The organism is Vibrio pomeroyi (assembly GCF_024347595.1).
GTDB classification, from domain to species: Bacteria; Pseudomonadota; Gammaproteobacteria; order Enterobacterales; family Vibrionaceae; genus Vibrio; species Vibrio pomeroyi.
In genome coordinates this window covers 1597485-1615131 of sequence record NZ_AP025506.1, presented here as the reverse complement: position 1 = coordinate 1615131, position 17647 = coordinate 1597485, and the positions used below count along the sequence as shown (strand labels likewise).

General features: G+C 41.9%; 18 protein-coding genes and 2 tRNA genes. 9 read left to right on the top strand and 11 right to left on the bottom strand.

The genetic code is table 11. The annotated features are described in order from the left end of the window. Positions 1-6: 6 nt before the first annotated feature. Both OCV12_RS07255 and OCV12_RS07250 read right to left on the bottom strand, forming a co-directional pair. Positions 7-432 carry a prepilin peptidase gene (locus OCV12_RS07255; RefSeq protein ID WP_261885939.1) on the bottom strand — a complete coding sequence of 142 codons (426 nt, stop codon included), beginning with the start codon at positions 430-432 and terminating at the stop codon, positions 7-9. 148 nt (positions 433-580) lie between these two features. Then, complete coding sequence (locus OCV12_RS07250) at positions 581-787, bottom strand: Flp family type IVb pilin (protein ID WP_123283226.1); 207 nt, start codon at positions 785-787, stop codon at positions 581-583. A 415-nt stretch (positions 788-1202) separates the two neighbouring features. Between OCV12_RS07250 and OCV12_RS07245 the strand changes: the two genes are divergently transcribed. Further along, positions 1203-2096, top strand: a complete 894-nt coding sequence (locus tag OCV12_RS07245; protein WP_261885768.1) for a LysR family transcriptional regulator — start codon at positions 1203-1205, stop codon at positions 2094-2096. Positions 2097-2716: 620 nt separating this feature from the next. Here the strand turns inward: OCV12_RS07245 and OCV12_RS07240 are convergent. The 3 genes from OCV12_RS07240 to OCV12_RS07230 form a co-directional block, all read right to left on the bottom strand. Continuing rightward, positions 2717-2793: transfer RNA gene (locus tag OCV12_RS07240), tRNA-Val, on the bottom strand. 70 nt (positions 2794-2863) lie between these two features. Next, positions 2864-2940, bottom strand: a tRNA-Val gene (locus OCV12_RS07235). Positions 2941-3108: 168 nt separating this feature from the next. Further along, positions 3109-3771: a DUF2726 domain-containing protein gene (locus OCV12_RS07230; RefSeq protein ID WP_239847714.1), complete on the bottom strand. Its 663-nt coding sequence runs from the start codon at positions 3769-3771 to the stop codon at positions 3109-3111. 283 nt (positions 3772-4054) lie between these two features. Between OCV12_RS07230 and OCV12_RS07225 the strand changes: the two genes are divergently transcribed. Both OCV12_RS07225 and OCV12_RS07220 read left to right on the top strand, forming a co-directional pair. Beyond that, positions 4055-4240 carry a hypothetical protein gene (locus tag OCV12_RS07225; RefSeq protein ID WP_239829420.1) on the top strand — a complete coding sequence of 62 codons (186 nt, stop codon included), beginning with the start codon at positions 4055-4057 and terminating at the stop codon, positions 4238-4240. Between the two features lie 339 nt (positions 4241-4579). Beyond that, positions 4580-5083: a TetR/AcrR family transcriptional regulator gene (locus OCV12_RS07220; protein WP_261885767.1), complete on the top strand. Its 504-nt coding sequence runs from the start codon at positions 4580-4582 to the stop codon at positions 5081-5083. 105 nt (positions 5084-5188) lie between these two features. Here OCV12_RS07220 and OCV12_RS07215 read toward each other — a convergent pair whose 3' ends face one another. Beyond that, positions 5189-7153 (bottom strand): tetratricopeptide repeat-containing diguanylate cyclase, encoded by a 1965-nt coding sequence (locus OCV12_RS07215; protein ID WP_261885766.1) that lies wholly within the window; start codon positions 7151-7153, stop codon positions 5189-5191. 260 nt (positions 7154-7413) lie between these two features. Here OCV12_RS07215 and OCV12_RS07210 point away from each other — a divergent pair, with 260 nt between their 5' ends. Continuing rightward, entirely contained in the window at positions 7414-8520 is a 1107-nt protein-coding gene (locus tag OCV12_RS07210; RefSeq protein ID WP_261885765.1) for a M20/M25/M40 family metallo-hydrolase, read from the top strand. 105 nt (positions 8521-8625) lie between these two features. Here the strand turns inward: OCV12_RS07210 and OCV12_RS07205 are convergent, their stop codons facing one another. Next, entirely contained in the window at positions 8626-9048 is a 423-nt protein-coding gene (locus OCV12_RS07205) for a DUF3859 domain-containing protein (protein ID WP_019824122.1), read from the bottom strand. A 77-nt stretch (positions 9049-9125) separates the two neighbouring features. After that, positions 9126-9494, bottom strand: coding sequence for an ATP-binding protein (locus tag OCV12_RS07200; RefSeq protein WP_019824119.1), 369 nt, complete (start codon positions 9492-9494; stop codon positions 9126-9128). Between the two features lie 273 nt (positions 9495-9767). On the opposite strand from OCV12_RS07200, the gene metA reads away from it, so the two are divergent. Next, the gene (gene metA, locus OCV12_RS07195) at positions 9768-10709 is read left to right on the top strand and encodes a homoserine O-acetyltransferase MetA (protein ID WP_004739682.1); all 942 of its coding nucleotides are present in this window, start codon (positions 9768-9770) and stop codon (positions 10707-10709) included. Between the two features lie 180 nt (positions 10710-10889). After that, a complete protein-coding gene (gene pilW, locus OCV12_RS07190) occupies positions 10890-11639 on the top strand; it encodes a type IV pilus biogenesis/stability protein PilW (RefSeq protein ID WP_261885764.1) in 750 nt (249 codons plus the stop codon). Positions 11640-11729: 90 nt separating this feature from the next. Here the strand turns inward: pilW and rlmF are convergent, their stop codons facing one another. Then, positions 11730-12983: a 23S rRNA (adenine(1618)-N(6))-methyltransferase RlmF gene (gene rlmF / locus OCV12_RS07185; protein ID WP_261885763.1), complete on the bottom strand. Its 1254-nt coding sequence runs from the start codon at positions 12981-12983 to the stop codon at positions 11730-11732. A gap of 4 nt (positions 12984-12987) precedes the next feature. After that, positions 12988-13485, bottom strand: coding sequence for a YgjP-like metallopeptidase domain-containing protein (locus tag OCV12_RS07180; RefSeq protein WP_161680468.1), 498 nt, complete (start codon positions 13483-13485; stop codon positions 12988-12990). Positions 13486-13622: 137 nt separating this feature from the next. Between OCV12_RS07180 and OCV12_RS07175 the strand changes: the two genes are divergently transcribed. Next, a complete protein-coding gene (locus OCV12_RS07175; protein ID WP_016786183.1) occupies positions 13623-13859 on the top strand; it encodes a glutaredoxin family protein in 237 nt (78 codons plus the stop codon). A gap of 929 nt (positions 13860-14788) precedes the next feature. On the opposite strand, the gene OCV12_RS07170 is transcribed toward OCV12_RS07175, so the two are convergent. Then, the gene (locus OCV12_RS07170) at positions 14789-15661 is read right to left on the bottom strand and encodes a LysR family transcriptional regulator (protein WP_261885762.1); all 873 of its coding nucleotides are present in this window, start codon (positions 15659-15661) and stop codon (positions 14789-14791) included. Positions 15662-15771: 110 nt separating this feature from the next. On the opposite strand from OCV12_RS07170, the gene OCV12_RS07165 reads away from it, so the two are divergent. Further along, on the top strand, positions 15772-16971 hold the full coding sequence (locus OCV12_RS07165; protein WP_261885761.1) for an MFS transporter: 1200 nt from the start codon (positions 15772-15774) through the stop codon (positions 16969-16971). A gap of 84 nt (positions 16972-17055) precedes the next feature. Continuing rightward, complete coding sequence (locus tag OCV12_RS07160) at positions 17056-17622, top strand: DUF1415 domain-containing protein (protein ID WP_065584218.1); 567 nt, start codon at positions 17056-17058, stop codon at positions 17620-17622. The last annotated feature ends 25 nt before the right edge of the window (positions 17623-17647 follow it).

The following is a 17647-nucleotide window of genomic DNA, read 5'->3' as shown; positions in this document are numbered from 1 at the left end:
GGAGGTTCATATATGTGGCGTAGATTGAGTTAAAATTACTAAGTAAAATCCAATGCTAATTGCTATTCCATATGGAATACCCTCTTGCTTATGGGCATTTCCTCTTATTAATTTTTTACTTATTAGATAAGCAAGCGCTAAAATACCACCAGCAAAAGCCGTCAGAATATACGCCAATAATAAGTCATTAACAGGGATGGTAAGTGACAAAATAACGACGTATTTAATATCACCCGCTCCAATCCAAATCAGCTTATATAGAATAAGTCCTCCACCTAACATCAGTAAGAAACTCATAATTTGGATATCTAATGGGGATATGAAACACTGCAAGAAGAGTAGTACGAACAGGGCGTAATTTTGTATCTTACGATAGAGAAAATCAGTAGCTGACACATATATACTCAATATTGCCAAAGTCACTAAATACAATTCATGACTAAAAATTGGAAATACCACCTAAATTTGGTTAGAACAAATCTTATTTTACATCGTAAATTAACCAAGCCAGACCAATGTAAACATAGGTCTGGCATAAATATCTCTCGATATCTTCTACATTAGCCAATAAGGCTTGATGTTAGCTGCTAGCTGTATCGATAGCTGTAGCTACTTGTTCAAAAGCACCTTCTAGCTTGCCAATAAAGCCATCAGCACCTACCGCTGTAGTAACTAACACAGCCATTGCAACAGCAATAAGACCATATTCAATCGCAGTTACGCCGCGCTCATCGTTCTTGAATTGTGATAAAAACATGCTTGTTTTCACGTATAGCTTAGTAATCATTATTTGTTCCTATAAGGGCTGTTGAAAATTCGTCGCCATTATAATTAGCCCACCCACTCTGGGGAAAATACCCCCTATCGACTTTATCAATAGGTAGAGCGAAAATTGATCAAAATAAAAACACCAAAGTTAAAAGAAAACGTAACAAATCTTTTCTCAACAATGAGTTACAGTTAAAAACGCTGTCAAAAATCTATATTAATTTAAATTTATAAACTTGAAAAAGTAAGATGTAGCTCAATCTTTTTTGTTATATACAACTTATATAACCTTTAGATATAACCCAATTGATAATTTATTAGGCTTTATTATTCATTATAAAACCTGTTGAAATACAAGTATCATCACGCTATTGTTCTTCGAATCAACAAACAATAATAAATATAATTTCTTTGTGTCAAAGGTTAGTCGAATCATGAAACTACATTTCGAAAATATTGTTTCGTTCATAGCAGTAGTTGAAGAAGGTTCATTTAGCTCTGCTGCACGCAAGCTTGGAAAATCACAGTCAACAGTTAGCACAGCTGTTCAAAATCTTGAGTCAGACTTAGGTTTCAATGTATTTAATAGAGAACACTCTAAAGTCTGGTTAACAGAGAAAGGGGAACGCCTATTCCAATTATCTTTACCTGTGGTATCAAAATATCGGGAATTAATCACCGTTGCCCAGCAGATGAATATATCTGACCAGATAGTTTACCGCGTGGGTATTGATCCATTGGTGTTCAATAAAAACGTAAAGAAGACACTATTAGCATTCTCGGAAGCATTCCCGAATGTAGACTTACTTGTAGTGACGAAACCCAGCTTCGTGTTAGGTAACTATATAAATGAAGGGAAAATAGACCTAGCGTTGGGTAACCCGTACCACAAGACCAATTACGACTTCAACATCGAGGAGCTATTCCACGTTAACTGCTGGTGGGTGGCTCATGAAGACTTGGTGACCTTAAAGTCTCACGCACCGTCACAGCGAGTGCTATTAATGGACGGTTGTGAAGAGCTGCTTAACTTGTCTAACATCGCAGCATACAACCTATGGCGACTGGATGATTTAGGAACCATCATCGATTTATGTAAAGCTCAAAAAGGCATCGCTTTTGTTCCGGGGTTTCTTATTGAAGGTAATATCAAAGAACATAAACTTAAGGTTATTACCGATCACCCTGACTTTTTTGGTAAACGAGTTATTGCATCCCTTTTCTGGCAAATACATTCTGACTTTAGCTTGTTTAATCAGTGGATCAAAAAGGAGCTACAAACCAGTACTCAATATAAGCAAACATTTGTTGCTGATTTAGCTCAATAACGCTCTCTTAAATTCTGGTAATCACGTACTGGTACATTAGCCAACTTCGAGATTGATACTAATAAAACCATACATCTTGATATAGTTCCGAAATAAATCATAGATAATAAATATAATTGACGTCGTTACATTTTGTTTATTCTATAGCTCACCAATTAAAACTTAACGACAGCTATAACCTCTCACGGCTTCGATTTAATTGATAAAAATAACTTAAGAGTATTTATCCGCTTATTCGTCATTTGCTGATCGCGAAATCTGGGGGGATAAGAGCTTGGTAGTAATTCGAGGAAATGAGTCGGGATTGTCGATTCGTCATCTACAAGCTCACTAGTGGGTTACTTAGGTGAATATCCGTCTCTAGTCACCTGAGGTGACTTAGCTTTCGCCTAACTTCATACAAGCGATATAGACGAGTAAAACTAGGCTGATGGTTATTGACTACATTCCCCCCCTTGATGCAGATACACATGAAACCTCATTAGGTCTACAACGCAGTCTGGCAAGACACACAGGGGCTCATAAGAACTGGAAGGTTGTATAGCAGTTATGAGAGGAATTCCAGACACAAAAAAGCCCACGCTAGGTGGGCTATTTTGTTTGTTCATGAAGAACGAATTTGGTGCCCGCTACTGGACTCGAACCAGTGACACCTTGCATGTCATGCAAGTACTCTAACCAACTGAGCTAAGCGGGCGATGTTCTAATTTCTTATTACTACCATTGTGACAAACTCAATAGTTATGCAATAAAAACTAAAAAAGGAATGGTGCGTCCGAGTGAACTCGAATCACCGACCCCCGCCATGTCAAGGCGGTACTCTAACCAACTGAGCTACGGACGCATTCCTTTAGAACGAGGAAGATATTAACGACTGATTTATTGTGGCGCAAGTAGAAATTACACTTGAATCAACCGTTTGCTCTTATTCGCATCAATACGTTGAATTTTTAGACGTGAAACGTAAATAAAGTTGAGTTACATCACACTCAGAGATGTGCCCTACTTTGCGCTATTCGTCGTCCACATCGAATACAACGTTATAGTTTTCGGTGTAAGTACAGTTAGGTTGGCGGCTACACGTAAAGAACCGTCGGCCTTTATAGTCACCTTGGCTTGCGAGTTTGATGATCATTGGGCTGCCACACTTCTTACAGAATCGAACCTCTTTGGCAGGCTCGATCAGATCGATATGCGTCGCGAGCAGTCTCTTCAAACGGCTTACTTGGTAACTGTGTTTTACTGACGCGCCAATGAGCGGCAAGCCCGCAGACTTACATACATGAATAAGCAGTTTTTCGCGGTCAACTTTGCCTTTGTTTAACTCTTTGCCGTTATCCAGTTCGATGATCACTCGTGGTTCTAATGTTCTTGGGTCGCAGACCACAAAATCAAAGTAGCTACGCGATATCTTATTATTAGCAATAAACCAGTTCTTTTTGGTGTTTGTCTTGGCTGGTGCGAGTACATTCGCCATATTCACTTTAGCAAACACAACACCATGATGACCAACGGCCGAGGTCAACGCATTGTAAAAAGTGGCTTGCTGCATATTGAGCAACGCCCCTTTCTTTTGATAAGCATGGTCTTTAGTGTCGTCGTGTTTGAATACGTACTTCTGGATGAAGTAAAAGAAGACAACAAGCACCACTACAACGATAAAAATATTAGTCATTTCTGAACACGGTCACGTAAATAGGGAGATAAAAAGAGTTTGTAGCGTAAGTAGAAAACGACCAAGTGGCAAGAAAAAGAGAATCAGTTGTTAATGCTAATCACGCCCTTTGAACAATACCAGTTCGCTAAGTGCTTGATTGTGAGTTTTGAGATCTAGACGTAGCTCTCCAATTTGAACATTCTTCGATGATTCAACCACCAAATTGATTTAGATCAAATTACGCCAATTTGTAATCAATTAGCCTGAAAAACGTTAGCCAAATGTTAATAAGGAAATTGATATGGAACTCAAACAAGACCCAAGATGTTATACCGACGTATGTGTAGATGGTAAGTGGTTCCACTATGACCACTGTGGAACCCAAGCTTACATGTTAAAAGGCGGATCTTCTGCGGTGATTGAACTCGCGAAAGAGCCAGCAACAGAAGGTGAACTGGTTGAGTTGCTGCAAGGTATTGCTAAGTAATTCATCTCAACAAGTACACTTAATGACTAAGAGACATCGCAAATTAACCCCTTATTTCACTCAAACTTTGATAATTGCGATTCCAAAACACATAGAAGCCATTCTTATCTTCCCCATGATCAGAATGGCTTTTTTATACCCGCTACCTAGCCTCTCATTTTGTAAAACGCAACGACTTATACTGAAATATAAACGTATGACAGTGCTAAATATAAAACAGAGCTCCACTCTCAAAATATAAAACTAAGATTTAAGATAATTTTAGCTTCATCATATGGAATGACGCCCCATATAAGCGTATAGTTTTTTCTTCACTTTCCAATAAAGACTTTCCTACTCATGGCTAAGCGCAGTAAGGTCGACACCAGTCGCACTATCCAACTCATCCTCGATAACGCCAACCAACAGTTATTGACTGTCGGCTATGAAAACATGTCATACACGACTCTCAGTCTCGCAACTGAATTATCGAGAACGGGGATAAGCCATCACTTCCCAAAGAAAACTGACTTCCTAACCGCGTTAGAGGGACGTTTTTTAAAACAATTGATTAATCGTTTGATCATAAATGAAGGGAGCAGCCAGTTAGAACAATCGTGGCGTAAAGCACTTCTGAATAGTGAATTCAGTGCAATTCTTAAATTAGTTTTTCATCACTCTGTGATTCGCTCTGAGCACTGCTTTTTCTCTCAGCGATTGATGACAAATCTCAGTAACGTTATCGCGCTTCATCTTGGGGAGAGTGCGCACAGGCAAGTAGAACATCTATTGGGTGTTAGCCTAGTCCACATAGCTAATCAGAACACCACGGTTAGCACAGAAGGCACGCCAGACAGCGTCTAATACAGAACAAGTTGGATCTCTGTTTCTGTTATTGAGTTAACATCGCATTCTAGAAGCTAACTACCTTTTTTGTTCTGATTAGTTAGCTCTTATTCGCACTATTCGTTATTTCTTAAAAGACACAACTTGGTTTCGACCCGATTCTTTCGCTTCATAAAGCGCATCATCCGCCGCTTTCAGGTGCTTTTTATAGGTATCACTATTGAGTTGCTCAGGAGTGATATTAATCGAAGCCCCTATCGAGGTAGTAATGCTTAGGGGTTTAGAGGACGTATCCACCGGCGTTTGAGCAATCGCTGAACGAATGATTTCTAGCTGCTGTTGAGGATCTAGCGCTCCCGACAGCAGTAAAACAAACTCTTCTCCGCCCCAACGAGCGACAACATCATTGGGGAACAAATGTTGTTGAATACGCCTTGCCACCTCAACCAACACTTGGTCACCCACATCGTGCCCATAGGTATCATTAACTTGCTTAAAGTAATCCAAGTCGAGAATAGCTAGGCTGATGCCAAACGATGTATCGTTAAAAGGCATGGGGTCGGCCAGCAATTGCTCCAAGTAGCGTCTATTGTATAACCCGGTTAACTCACATGTCGTCGATTGAGCCAACAACGCTTTGTTTGCCCTCTGTATAGACCGCAGCCTAACCATCAATAACGCAGCGCTAATACCGATCATTATGATCAATGCCACTACAATACGGTTTCTGAGTTGCTGCTTTTCTAGCACTAACTTATTAAGGTCTTTTTCTGTATTAAGTAGCTCGTTTTCTTGCTCAAGGGTAACTTTTGCGAAGTCTTGCTCTAATAGGAAAATATCGCTCTGGCGCTTGTCGAAAAGCAACGCTTTATTACCATGGTAATATTGTTTGAAGTAATACAGAGCGGTTTCTAGATCACCTTGAGATTCGTAGTATTCACCGAGTGTTCTTAAGCCCAACACTTTCCAACTCCGGCTACCAACAACTTCAAACATCGTAAACGCTCGCTCAAGGTCATTGAGTAGAAGGTCACCCTGATTCAACCTCATTTTGGCCAAAGCACGGTTCAGATAACACTGACCATTTTGAAGTGTGTACTTTTCAATGCCCATCGAATGAAGGCACTTATTCGTTATGGCTAATGCAGTATTGAAGTTCCCTTCTGAAAGCAACACATCACTGTAGGCTCTGAGCAAGAGGATTTTATAGCGATTGCTGACTTTTTCACTATTGAGCGCTTCTGCTTTCTCATAAGCAATACGCCCTTTTACGACATCTCCACTACTGAGATGACTGAATGACTCATTGATATAGAGTATCCCAATCGCTTCATCTTCAAGTAAGCCGCTATCGAAATAGAGCTTTTTAGCCTTCTCGATAATGCGTAAAGCCTTCGGCCAATCTTCCAAGTAAATGTAGAGTAATGCCATATTCGACATCAGCTTGCTATTATATATATGCTTGGGATATTGCTTACCTAACTGCAGGCCTTTATGGAAAAAGTACTGTGCATCTTGTAGATCGTTACGCACATTGTTAATCGCACCAGCCGTGTTATAGGCTTTAACCAGCAACTCATCGTAACGAATCGATTCTGCTATCCCTATCGCTGATCGAATCTGGATTTCAGCAGTTGCGAGCTCCCCTTCTTTGAGATATTCAATCGCAGATTCAACCAATGATTGTGATTTCAACCACTGCATTCCTTCCTGATCTGCCAGCGTTTTGATTTGATCTAGGCATGTCATTACGGCTTTAGCATCTTGTTGATGTTGCGCCACATTGGACAAGATCATGAGTCGGTAGGCTTGATAAATGGCTAAGTCTTCAGCAGCGCTTAACTTTGGCAGCTTGTTAAGCTCTTTTGAGGCAAAAATAGGATCACTGCGTGACAATTCGAGGATATGAATCAGCTTTTTCCCATATTCTGTTTGGGAAAGCTCTTTCTCAGGGGTGTAGACAGAGGTGTCATGGACTTGAGGCTTGCTCAAATCAACCTCGTTTAAAGGATACAAAAGATAAAGACCAAGCACGGCACTCATTGTAACAACGAGCAGAAACGATCCTAAAACGTTGTTTTTATTCATATATCAATGCCGTCATAGATTGCATGCTTATCTTAAGGCTCACTTATTGAAATGGGTTATGCAGTATACCCGAGCAATATACAGATTAAAATGTTGTCTATTGGTCGAACTGAGTCGTGTTTTTCTCATTAATTGGAATAATCAGGCGACTTTCTTGATTTAACGCAGACAATCATCCTACAAAAAGGCGTTATAGTGATTTTCCTGTTCCTATAGCCGTGACTTCTAAGGAAAGAGCGGAACCATAATGAGAATTAACAATGACCCAAATTAATGAACAACGTCTTGTCGACCATTTCTGCGATCTTGTGAAAATCGATAGTGAATCACGCAACGAAAAAGCTATCGCTGAAGCGCTGGCTGAGCAGCTAGGCGAACTAGGCTTTGACGTACATAAACTGGCTGTTCCAGAAGAAGTATCAAACGGTTTCAACATCTACGCGCGCTTAGATGGCACACTTCCAGGTAGCACAGTATTCAGCTGCCACATGGACACAGTAACGCCAGGTATCGGCATTGAGCCAATCATCGAAGACGGCATCATCCGCTCAAAAGGCAACACAATCCTAGGCGGTGACGATAAGTCTGGTATTGCGGCTATCATGGAAGCAGTTCGCGTAATCCAAACTGAAGGCCAAGCACACAAAACGATTGAAATCGCATTCACAGTATTCGAAGAAGGCGGTCTATTCGGTTCTTTGAACTTCGATATGTCTTACATCCAATCTGAGCACGCAATTGTACTAGATACAGGCGGCCCGATCGGCACTATCGTAAATGCAGCACCTGGCCAACAGAAAATCGTTGCGAAGATCAAAGGTCGCCCTGCTCACGCTGGTCTAGCACCAGAAGAAGGCATCAGCGCAATTCAAGTGGCAGCAGACGCGATCACTAAGATGAACCTGCTTCGTATCGATGAAGAAACAACAGCAAACGTTGGTATTGTTGAAGGCGGTCAAGCGACTAACATCGTAATGCCAGAACTTAAAGTGGTTGCTGAAGCGCGTTCTCTAAACGGAGAAAAGCTAACTGCACAAGTTGAGCACATGAGCTCGACATTCGAAGAAAGCGCGAAGCAATTCGGTGCTGAAGTAGAAATCGAATCAACTCGTGCTTACGATGCGTTCGTTATTGCTGATGATCACCCGCATATTCTTTCGATCAAATCAGCATTCGAGAAACTTGGCGTAACGGCAAACACCAAACGCACTGGTGGCGGTAGTGACGCAAACAACTTCAATGCTAAAGGTCTAACAACCGTTAACCTATCGACTGGTATGGCAAAAGTTCACACCACAGAAGAGTACATCGCAGTGAAAGACATGGTCGCTATCACTGAGTTTGTTGTCGCTTACGTAACACAATAATCTTATTTGTGAGCTAGATGGTGAACATCATCTAGCTGATATCAAAAAGCCGAGTCCACATGTGACTCGGCTTTTTATTATCTGAATTTAGCCAGAAGTTCGAATCTAGAAACCCCTACGCTTCCAAAACTGTCCTTCATCTTTTGCTACTAGGTCGAATGTCTTGTCTGCAATGATGTTACCTTTTAGCTCGACCGTCATACGCCATTTACCGAGCTTGTTTGAGACAGGTGCCCAAATGGTGTCACCTAGGTAGAAATCCCAGTCATTGTTGCCGACGTACTCTTCGCCATCGAACGGTTCAAGTACTTCGCCTTTGTCGGTGGTGATGTTCGGATGGTAGATGCAGTAACGGATCTTTTCGCCTTTTGCTTTTTTGATATTCAAGATATAGCCAAACTCAACGTCAATTTCAGCATCGACCGTAGTGGTAAACTCTTGGATTTTTGGAAGGTCTTTAGATTTAGAATCCCATGTGGAATAAATACCATAAGAAGTCATGTCGACTACAACAGAGCGCTTTGCCATTTGAATCGTTACCTTGGTGTTGTTCTATTAATTTAATCTATGTGCCATTCAGCCAATCAAACTGGAGAAGCACGAGGCTATTCTTGCCAATCTTTCGCCATTCGCTTAATCACTGAAGGTTCAATGTCGTGAATAGTGCCATATTGCTCTCGGCATACTTCTATAACCAAATCCGCTTTGTATTTAAGCGCAAGTTGGCGATAGGCTTTCATTTCCCACTGTTTGATGAAGGTATTTGAGACCACAACATCAAGACCTTGCTTTAGACCATTTTCAGCCGTGTTCTGACACCACTCATGAGCCTGCTGTAACTGCCTAGGATCAAAACGGTACTCACCTTGTTCATTCACATAATACATGTCCGCCTCGACATGTAATGCATCGTAGGTTTTCGCTTTTGTTGACTTACCCGAACCGGGCAACCCTCGAATGAGTATTAACTTCATCAATCACTTTACAGGCTAATTTGAAAACATGAGTTTATCTTAATTAATAACGGGGCGCTCTGAAAACTGCCCCTATCCTACCCACTTATACAACTCTCCAAGCATTACCCGAATCGACAAACAACGTGATGATATGCCTTAAAAATCGATGTGTTGCTTCTGATAAAAAACACAAATAATTTACAACTATCCATTTTGTATATCGACAAGCGTATTAAACTACTATAGATTTAGATGTATAGACGTCTACATATCTAGCTTAGGGAGAAAGCTTTGCCTATTCGCATTCCAGATCAATTGCCAGCGTCCGATGTTCTTCGTGAAGAAAACATCTTTGTGATGCCGCTATCAAGAGCATCGACACAGGAAATTCGTCCACTTCGAGTCTTGATCCTCAACCTAATGCCGAAGAAGATTGAAACTGAAACTCAATTCTTACGCCTACTATCAAACAGCCCATTGCAAGTGGATGTTGAGCTGTTACGCATTGATGACCGACCAAGTAAAAACACACCAACTGAACACCTAGATAACTTTTACCGCCAATTTGAGATGGTAAAAAACCGTAACTTTGATGGACTAATAATCACTGGCGCTCCGTTGGGTTTGGTTCAATTTGAAGATGTTATCTACTGGGATCACCTGAAAACCATCATGGAGTGGGCTAACAAGCATGTTACGTCCACACTTTATGTATGCTGGGCTGCTCAAGCGGGCTTAAAGCTTTTGTATGATTTGCCGAAGCGTACTCGTAAAGAGAAGCTGTCCGGTGTTTACAACCACGAGATTCATAACCCTTACCACCCAATTCTGCGTGGATTTGATGATACCTTCTTAGCACCACACTCTCGATATGCGGATTTCTCACCAGAGTATCTAGCAGAGCATACCGACCTTGATGTACTTGCGACTTCAGACGTGGCGGGTGTGTACCTGGCGGCAACCAAAGACAAGCGAAACGTGTTTGTGACTGGTCACCCTGAATACGATGCTCATACGCTTCACAATGAATACATTCGTGATTTGGGTGAAGGCATGGAGCCTGTTATTCCAATTAATTACTACCCAAACAACAACCCAGACAACAAGCCTGTTGCGAGCTGGCGAAGCCATGGACATTTGCTGTTCTCAAATTGGCTCAACTATTGTGTTTACCAACAAACGCCTTACGATTTGGATCACTTCAGCGAAGAGAACTTCACTAAAGACGATTAATAACAAGCTTTTTAATCAGTCCCTTAAAGCTGCGCTCGGTAAGCTATTGATTAGTCGAACTATAACAATAGCCTATCGGACGCAGCTTTTTTATGGTGAGTGGGTCGCATTCCACCATTGATTTACCACCTTATGTTAGCCAATTTCATATGATTGTCTGGTGTTCATAAGGAGCTTCACATGTCTGCCAAGTCATTGTTTTCATATTCCCGATTATCAACAAGTGTTGCACTACTCGCCTCTCTATCCATGCTTGGCTGTGTTTCTGTCACCGAAGGCCCGCCCAAAATAGAAAGTGACCCTATCGCGATGTCTGAATCTCGTATTGAATTAGGCTTAGGCTACATGGGGCAAGGTAATATGGTCAGAGCGCGCGAGAACCTAGAACTTGCCATCCAACACGCACCCAGCTATTACCGCGCCCGCCTCTCCATGGCGCATTATTATGAACAAGTAGGCGAAGTCGATGAAGCAAGATCCACGTATCGAAAAGCGCTGAGTTTAGATTCAAGAAACGGAAATGTATTGAATAACTACGGTACGTTTTTGTGTAAACAAGGCGAGTATGAGCAGGCTGACAAATACTTCAACAGAGCTATCGACCAACCCTATTATTATCTCGTATCTGCCAGTTATGAGAATGCGGCCTTTTGCGCGTTTAAAGCCGGTAATACTGACCAAGCAAAGTATTACTTCACACGTGCTATTGACCACGATCCGAATCGAGCAAAGTCGATATTGCAGCTATCAAAGATTGAAGTAAGTGAAGAAGATTATAATGACGCAAGGCTTCGTCTGTTCAAGTTCCACCAGCGCTATGGCTATCAAATTCCATCCCTTCAAATATTGATCGATCTAGAAAACAAAACGGGAAACAGTGCACTTGAGAAGAAGTACCAAACCAAGTTAGATGAGTTGCTCTCTACTTAGACTCACTAGAATATAAAAAACGGGCTTGTTGAATAAACAACAAGCCCGTTTTCTTATTCAAGCTATTAGGTACATTCTGGTATTAAAGTGTTATTTAAGTGCAATCCACTCTTGTCTTTGCTCGTCGTCCATAAAGGTCCACGCTACAAAGCGACTCACCTTTTGGCCTTGCGACATCTCTACTACTTTCACTTGTTTTGCTCTCAACTTACCAAGCTCTGAACGAATCATGTCTACGTTGTCTTTCTTAGAAATCAGAGTCGTAAACCACAGCACTTGCGTTGCAAACTGCTGGCTCTCTCTCGCCATTTTCATAATGAAAGCCGCTTCACCACCTGGACACCATAACTCCGCTTTTTGACCACCAAAGTTTAAGGTTGGCTTGTCTTGCTTCGCCTGCGATTTTTTAGATTCTGGCTTGAATGACTTACCTGCTTTCTTAGCTCGGTTTGCTGCTAGATTATCAAGCTTACGCTGTGACCCTTTTTCCGCTTCTTCTAAAGAACCGTGGAATGGAGGGTTACAAATAGTGACATCGTAACGTTCATTATCCTTAATCACGCCTTTAAAGATGGCTTCAGAGTCTGCTTGCAAGCGCGCTCGGATCTTGCCTTTTAGGTTCGCGTTACTTTCTGCAATGAAGTTTGCAGTTTTGATGGATACAGGGTCAACATCTGTGCCCGTACAACGCCATTTGTATTCAGTCGTACCAATGATTGGGTAAATACAGTTTGCACCAACACCAATATCCAACGCCTTCACAGAAGCATGATTATAAGGTTCGCCTTGACCATCGCTGTTAAGAATGTCTGCCACTCTATGAATGTAATCCGCTCGGCCTGGGATTGGCGGACATAGGTAACCCGCGGGAATGTCCCAATGCTTAACGCCATAATGATGCGCTAGCAGTGCCTTGTTGAGTAACTTTACCGCCAATGGTTCAGAGAAGTTGATCGTATCTTCACCAACAGGATTCTTAATCAAGTGCTCTTTCAACTCAGGTAATGCGGCAACTAGTAACTCGAAGTCGTAGCGACCTGTGTGCTGGTTTCTCGGGTGCAGTCCGCCCACTGGTTTAGCATTATTCTTGTTACGTTTCGAACCACCCGTACGTTTCGAGCCAGAAGGCTTTTGCGAACCGTTCGATCTATTTGATGCGCTCTTATTCGAAGTGCCTTTCTTAAACGGTGCTTTACCCGCTCCGCCTTTATTATTGGTTGGTTTACCAGAAACGCGCTTGGATTTATTCTGTCCAGCCGCTTTTGAATCCGCACTGTTACGGTTTTTATCAGAGGCGCTGTTTTTCGACAGGCTTAGCGTAGTTCTATTTTGTGATTGGCTCATTGGGCTACTTCTTTAAATCTAAATACATCATGAATAAACGGGCATCCAATTCAAGTTGGTGATATTCCGGTTCCATGTGACAGCATAGTTGGTAAAAGGCTTTGTCGTGCTCTTTCTCTTTGATGTGCGCCAGTTCATGCACGACCAGCATTCGAAGCAACGGCTCTGGTGCATTTCTAAAGACACTGGCGATACGAATCTCATTCTTCGATTTGATCTTGCCACCGTGATTCTTGGCAACGTAAGAGTGAAGGCCTAATGCATTATTGATTAGGTGTATCTTCCCGTCATAAATCACTTTGCTGATCGGTGGTGTTTTCTTCATGTAGCGATTTTTAATCTCAATCGCATAATCAAAAAGAGCTTTCTCGCTTTTTATTTCATGATTATTTGGATAGCGAGCTTCAAACCACGGCACCAATTTACCCGACTCTACAAGTTGAGTCACAGGGTCGATAATGTGCTTAGGATAGCCTTGAATATAGCGTAAAGAAGGATGCATTCTGAAAGACCGTACAAGTTACGCCACGACAATACGTTGTGGTCTTGAAAATTGAGCCGCATAGTGTAACTGATCACACTTTTCTAATCACCTAGGATTCGTTACACTTTAGCGAGATTCACCAAGAGAATGAAAAAATGAAACGTGTTGTATTGTACGTCGCAGACAAATGCCCACACTGTAAAGATGCCCAACGCTATTTGGACTCTAAGAAAATTGTTTACCGCCTAACGAATGCAAAAATGCAACGTGGCCGTAAAGAGTTACAGGCAATGGGTGCTCGCTCTATCCCTGTACTGAAAATCGGCGACCAAGTGATGGTCGGATGGAATCAGAAGAACTTCGATAAGATGTATAACTCTAAGAACACCTAACGTACTCTGAGCCGTCATACTTCTATACAGCTAAGCCCGCAGATCCGAATAAGGATCTACGGGCTTTGTTTTATACTCTTATAACAGCCAGTTACCAACCTTGAGCAAGGTTAACCTTTTACTCTTAAACACGCACCGCAAGCAGCGCACTTGTACCTTTCTTTAATACCCAAAAATCTGTCCAATATTGTTCGGTGAACTCTAACGAGCCTTTGATCTTTACACGTACATTTCATTGTTCTGCGATTACCAAATTAATAACTGATTGGTAAGCAATATGTCTTAGTAAATCTCAGGTAACCATATCGCAGGACACACGTTTTTCTGTAAATAATATAACTAACATTAAAACTATCATATCAAAACAAATCTTAAAGCTACTTACCTTAAAAAACATTAGGTTAGACGAAGAGACTACTAACAAATCGATGAGGACAACAGGTGAAATAGGATGAATGTAATTTGAAGAGTTTGAATTAGATTTGAATATAAATCGACTAATCGACAACCAAACACACTTTAGACGATAAATGCGGGACTGTTCGACAACGAAAAACACTAGACCCGTTAGATACAGGCCTATATGACAAAGCGAAGATAAAGACTAATGTGTACTAGCTTTAAATCGGATTAATTATTAGCCTTTAATTTTGAAGACCGTACCACAATTGACACACTGGTATCGCCCCTTAATACCGAAGAAACGATCCATAAACGTTCGATGAATCCTAACCAGTTTTTGCTCTTTACATTCACATTTCATAAAATCAGTATGCCATACTCAAAAGGTATAGTGATTATTGAGTATTACACGTACTTAGTAAATTATAAGCCGTTAATATTTAAGACTCAAAACGTGACACCAGTCGCAACTCGCCCGCTAAAGTGTGACCTTGGTTCAAATTACTAGCTCGTTTGACAAGAATTCATCACACATACTGCTTTACGAAATCAATAAAGGTTCGGTCTGCTTTCGACAAATAACCCTCCTTCCTCCAAGCCAATGAGAGATTAAGTTTCACAGGATCTTTGAATGGCACGCCTACCACATCTTCTTCGTACTCTGTGACTAAGCTTAGCAGTGCCGTAATCGCGAATTCCCGTTTCACGATAGACAGAATCATCGGTAATAAGTTGGTCTCGAACGCGATGGTCATATCTAGATCGTATTTCTTGCAGGTCGCATCAATAAAATCCCGGTGGAAATAACCCGACTTGAACATGATCAGCTCTTGAGCGAAAAACTCTTCAAAAGTAATGGATGGTTGCGATGCTAATGGGTGTTCTTTGCCTACAACGGCTAACATCTCAGAACTAAGTAGGTGGTCGGTTTCGAGATCATCTGGCACATTTTCATGATTGATCACCCCAATATCGAGTTCACCGTTTAATAGCATCTCGCGTATCGAAGCTGTACCCGCATCAATCAGCGTTAACTTCAGGTTTGGGTATTGGCTTTTAAAGGCCATCACCACCTGTGGGAAAAAGTAACTCCCCATCATGCTTGGTGCTCCTAACCGCACCTCACCTTTCTCCAACCCCTTTAACTCGTTCATCGCAAGCTGCGCATCATCAAACTGTTGGGCGATTCGCTTGGCATGCTCAAACAACACCTTTCCCTCTTCGGTTAAGGTGACAGATTTGTCTCCGCGACGAAATAGAACTAACTCCAACGTTTGTTCGAGTTTTTTTATGGAGATACTCAATGCAGGCTGTGCAATATGCAGCGCTTTAGCCGCCTGCGTGAAGTTGCCAAATTGAGCTACGGCTAGAAAATGTCGAAGGGGTTTTGATTCAAGCATGCTGATATATTAAATATATAGAGGTGATATTTTTAATATATTTCTTTAATCACCATTGTGCTGATAACTTGTTCACAAATAGCTTAATTACTCGTACAGGCGCTACGTAGATGTTTGATAAAGGCAGTTCTCAATACAAACGAATCACCCAATCATTGGCGATTGGTTCGTTTATCATTTTCTGTAACCTCTACCTTTTTCAACCTATCTTGCCGCACATGGCAGAACACTTCCAAGTATCAGAAACCCAAATCAACTGGTTGTTTGCTGCTACAACACTCGGCCTTTCGATTAGCTTGGTACCTTGGGCAATTGCCTCTGAAACCTTTGGTCGTAAACCTATCATTCTGTTCAGCCTGTTCGCTATCCCATTAATAGGGTTAAGCATGGTGTTCACGACTACCTTGCTACAACTCGTAATTGCGCGCGCGTTCATGGGCATCGCAGTAGCAGCGTTTGCTGGTGTGGCGGTTGCTTATATGGTCGAAGAGTTAACACCCAAAGCCTTTGCTGTCGCGATTGGCGGTTATATTGCGGCCAACTCTTTAGGTGGCATCTTCGGGCGTGTATTAGGCGGCTTAATCACAGACTATTTCGATTGGCATGCAACGGTGTTGTTTTTCGTTGTCGGTTCATTGCTTGGTGCACTCTTTATTGCCTATCGCTTGCCTGACCAACAGAATTTCAAACCTCAAAAAGGGCTGTTCTTTCATCACAACCGATCAGTCGTGATGCACTTAAGAAACCGTACTTTGTGGCTTGCTATGTTGATTGGCGGCGCCAACTTCGCCCTGTTTGTTAACCTGTACTCTGTAATGGGCTTTAGACTGGTATCCGAACCGCACTCAGTACCTGTTGGTTTGGCCTCACTCATATTCCTTTGTTACTTGGCTGGTACTGTCAGCTCTAAGCTATCCAACAAATGGACACTTCGCTTTGATCCTTTAAACGGAATCTTAATGGGCGTGTGTATCAGCTTAATCGGAATGTTGGTTTCTGCTGTCGATAAAGTGCCGTTCATGCTTGCAGGTTTACTACTGATTAGTGGCGGAGCCTTCTTCGCACATACCCTTGCCTACTCTTGGGTGAGCCAAAAAGCCCCAAGCGCTAAGGCTACAGCGACCGCGCTCTATCTGGTTCACTATTATATTGGCGGTAGTTTAGGTGGATTCTTGCTCTTGTACTGCTGGCAGTTATTTGGCTGGAACGGTGTGATAGCGGGCGGTTCTATCTTCTATGTCGCGATATTTGCATGGGTCTATCAGTTAAAACAGTTGCAAGTATCGACTTCTAAACTAGCCGAAGCTTAACTAAGACAAGGTATCCAATGAATTATTGCTTTTGATTGACGTTCGTTCTGATATCCTACGCAAAATTTCATTTCGGAACCTGTTATGTCGAACACTCAAAGCACAGATCTTCAAACCATCCATGACCAAGTAAAACAATGGTTAGACGATGTTGTTATTGGCCTAAACCTGTGCCCATTCGCAGCCAAGCCACAACGTAATAAACAGATTAAGATCTTTGTGAGTGAAGCGAATACGGAAGAAGCGTTACTAGAAGACATAATGACGCATTTCGTAGAGTTAGATAACACGCCAGTTGCTGAGTTAGAGACGACCTTGGTGGTGGTTCCTAACATGCTGCAAGATTTCTTTGACTACAACATGTTCATTGATTGGGTTGAAGCGCTGATCAAACAGCAGGACTGGGAAGGCGTTTACCAAGTGGCAACGTTCCACCCTGACTATTGCTTTGGTGGTGCGGATCCAGAAGACGATGAAAACCTAACGAACCGCTCTCCATACCCTGTTTACCATTTGATTCGTGAAGCAAGCATGGAAAAGGTACTGAAGCACTACCCTAACCCTGAAGCGATCCCAGATACCAACATCGCGAGAGTTGAGTCTTTAACGCCAGAAGAGCGTCGTAAACTGTTCCCTTACCTATTTAGTTAAGCGATTCCGAATCGGAAAATGCAAT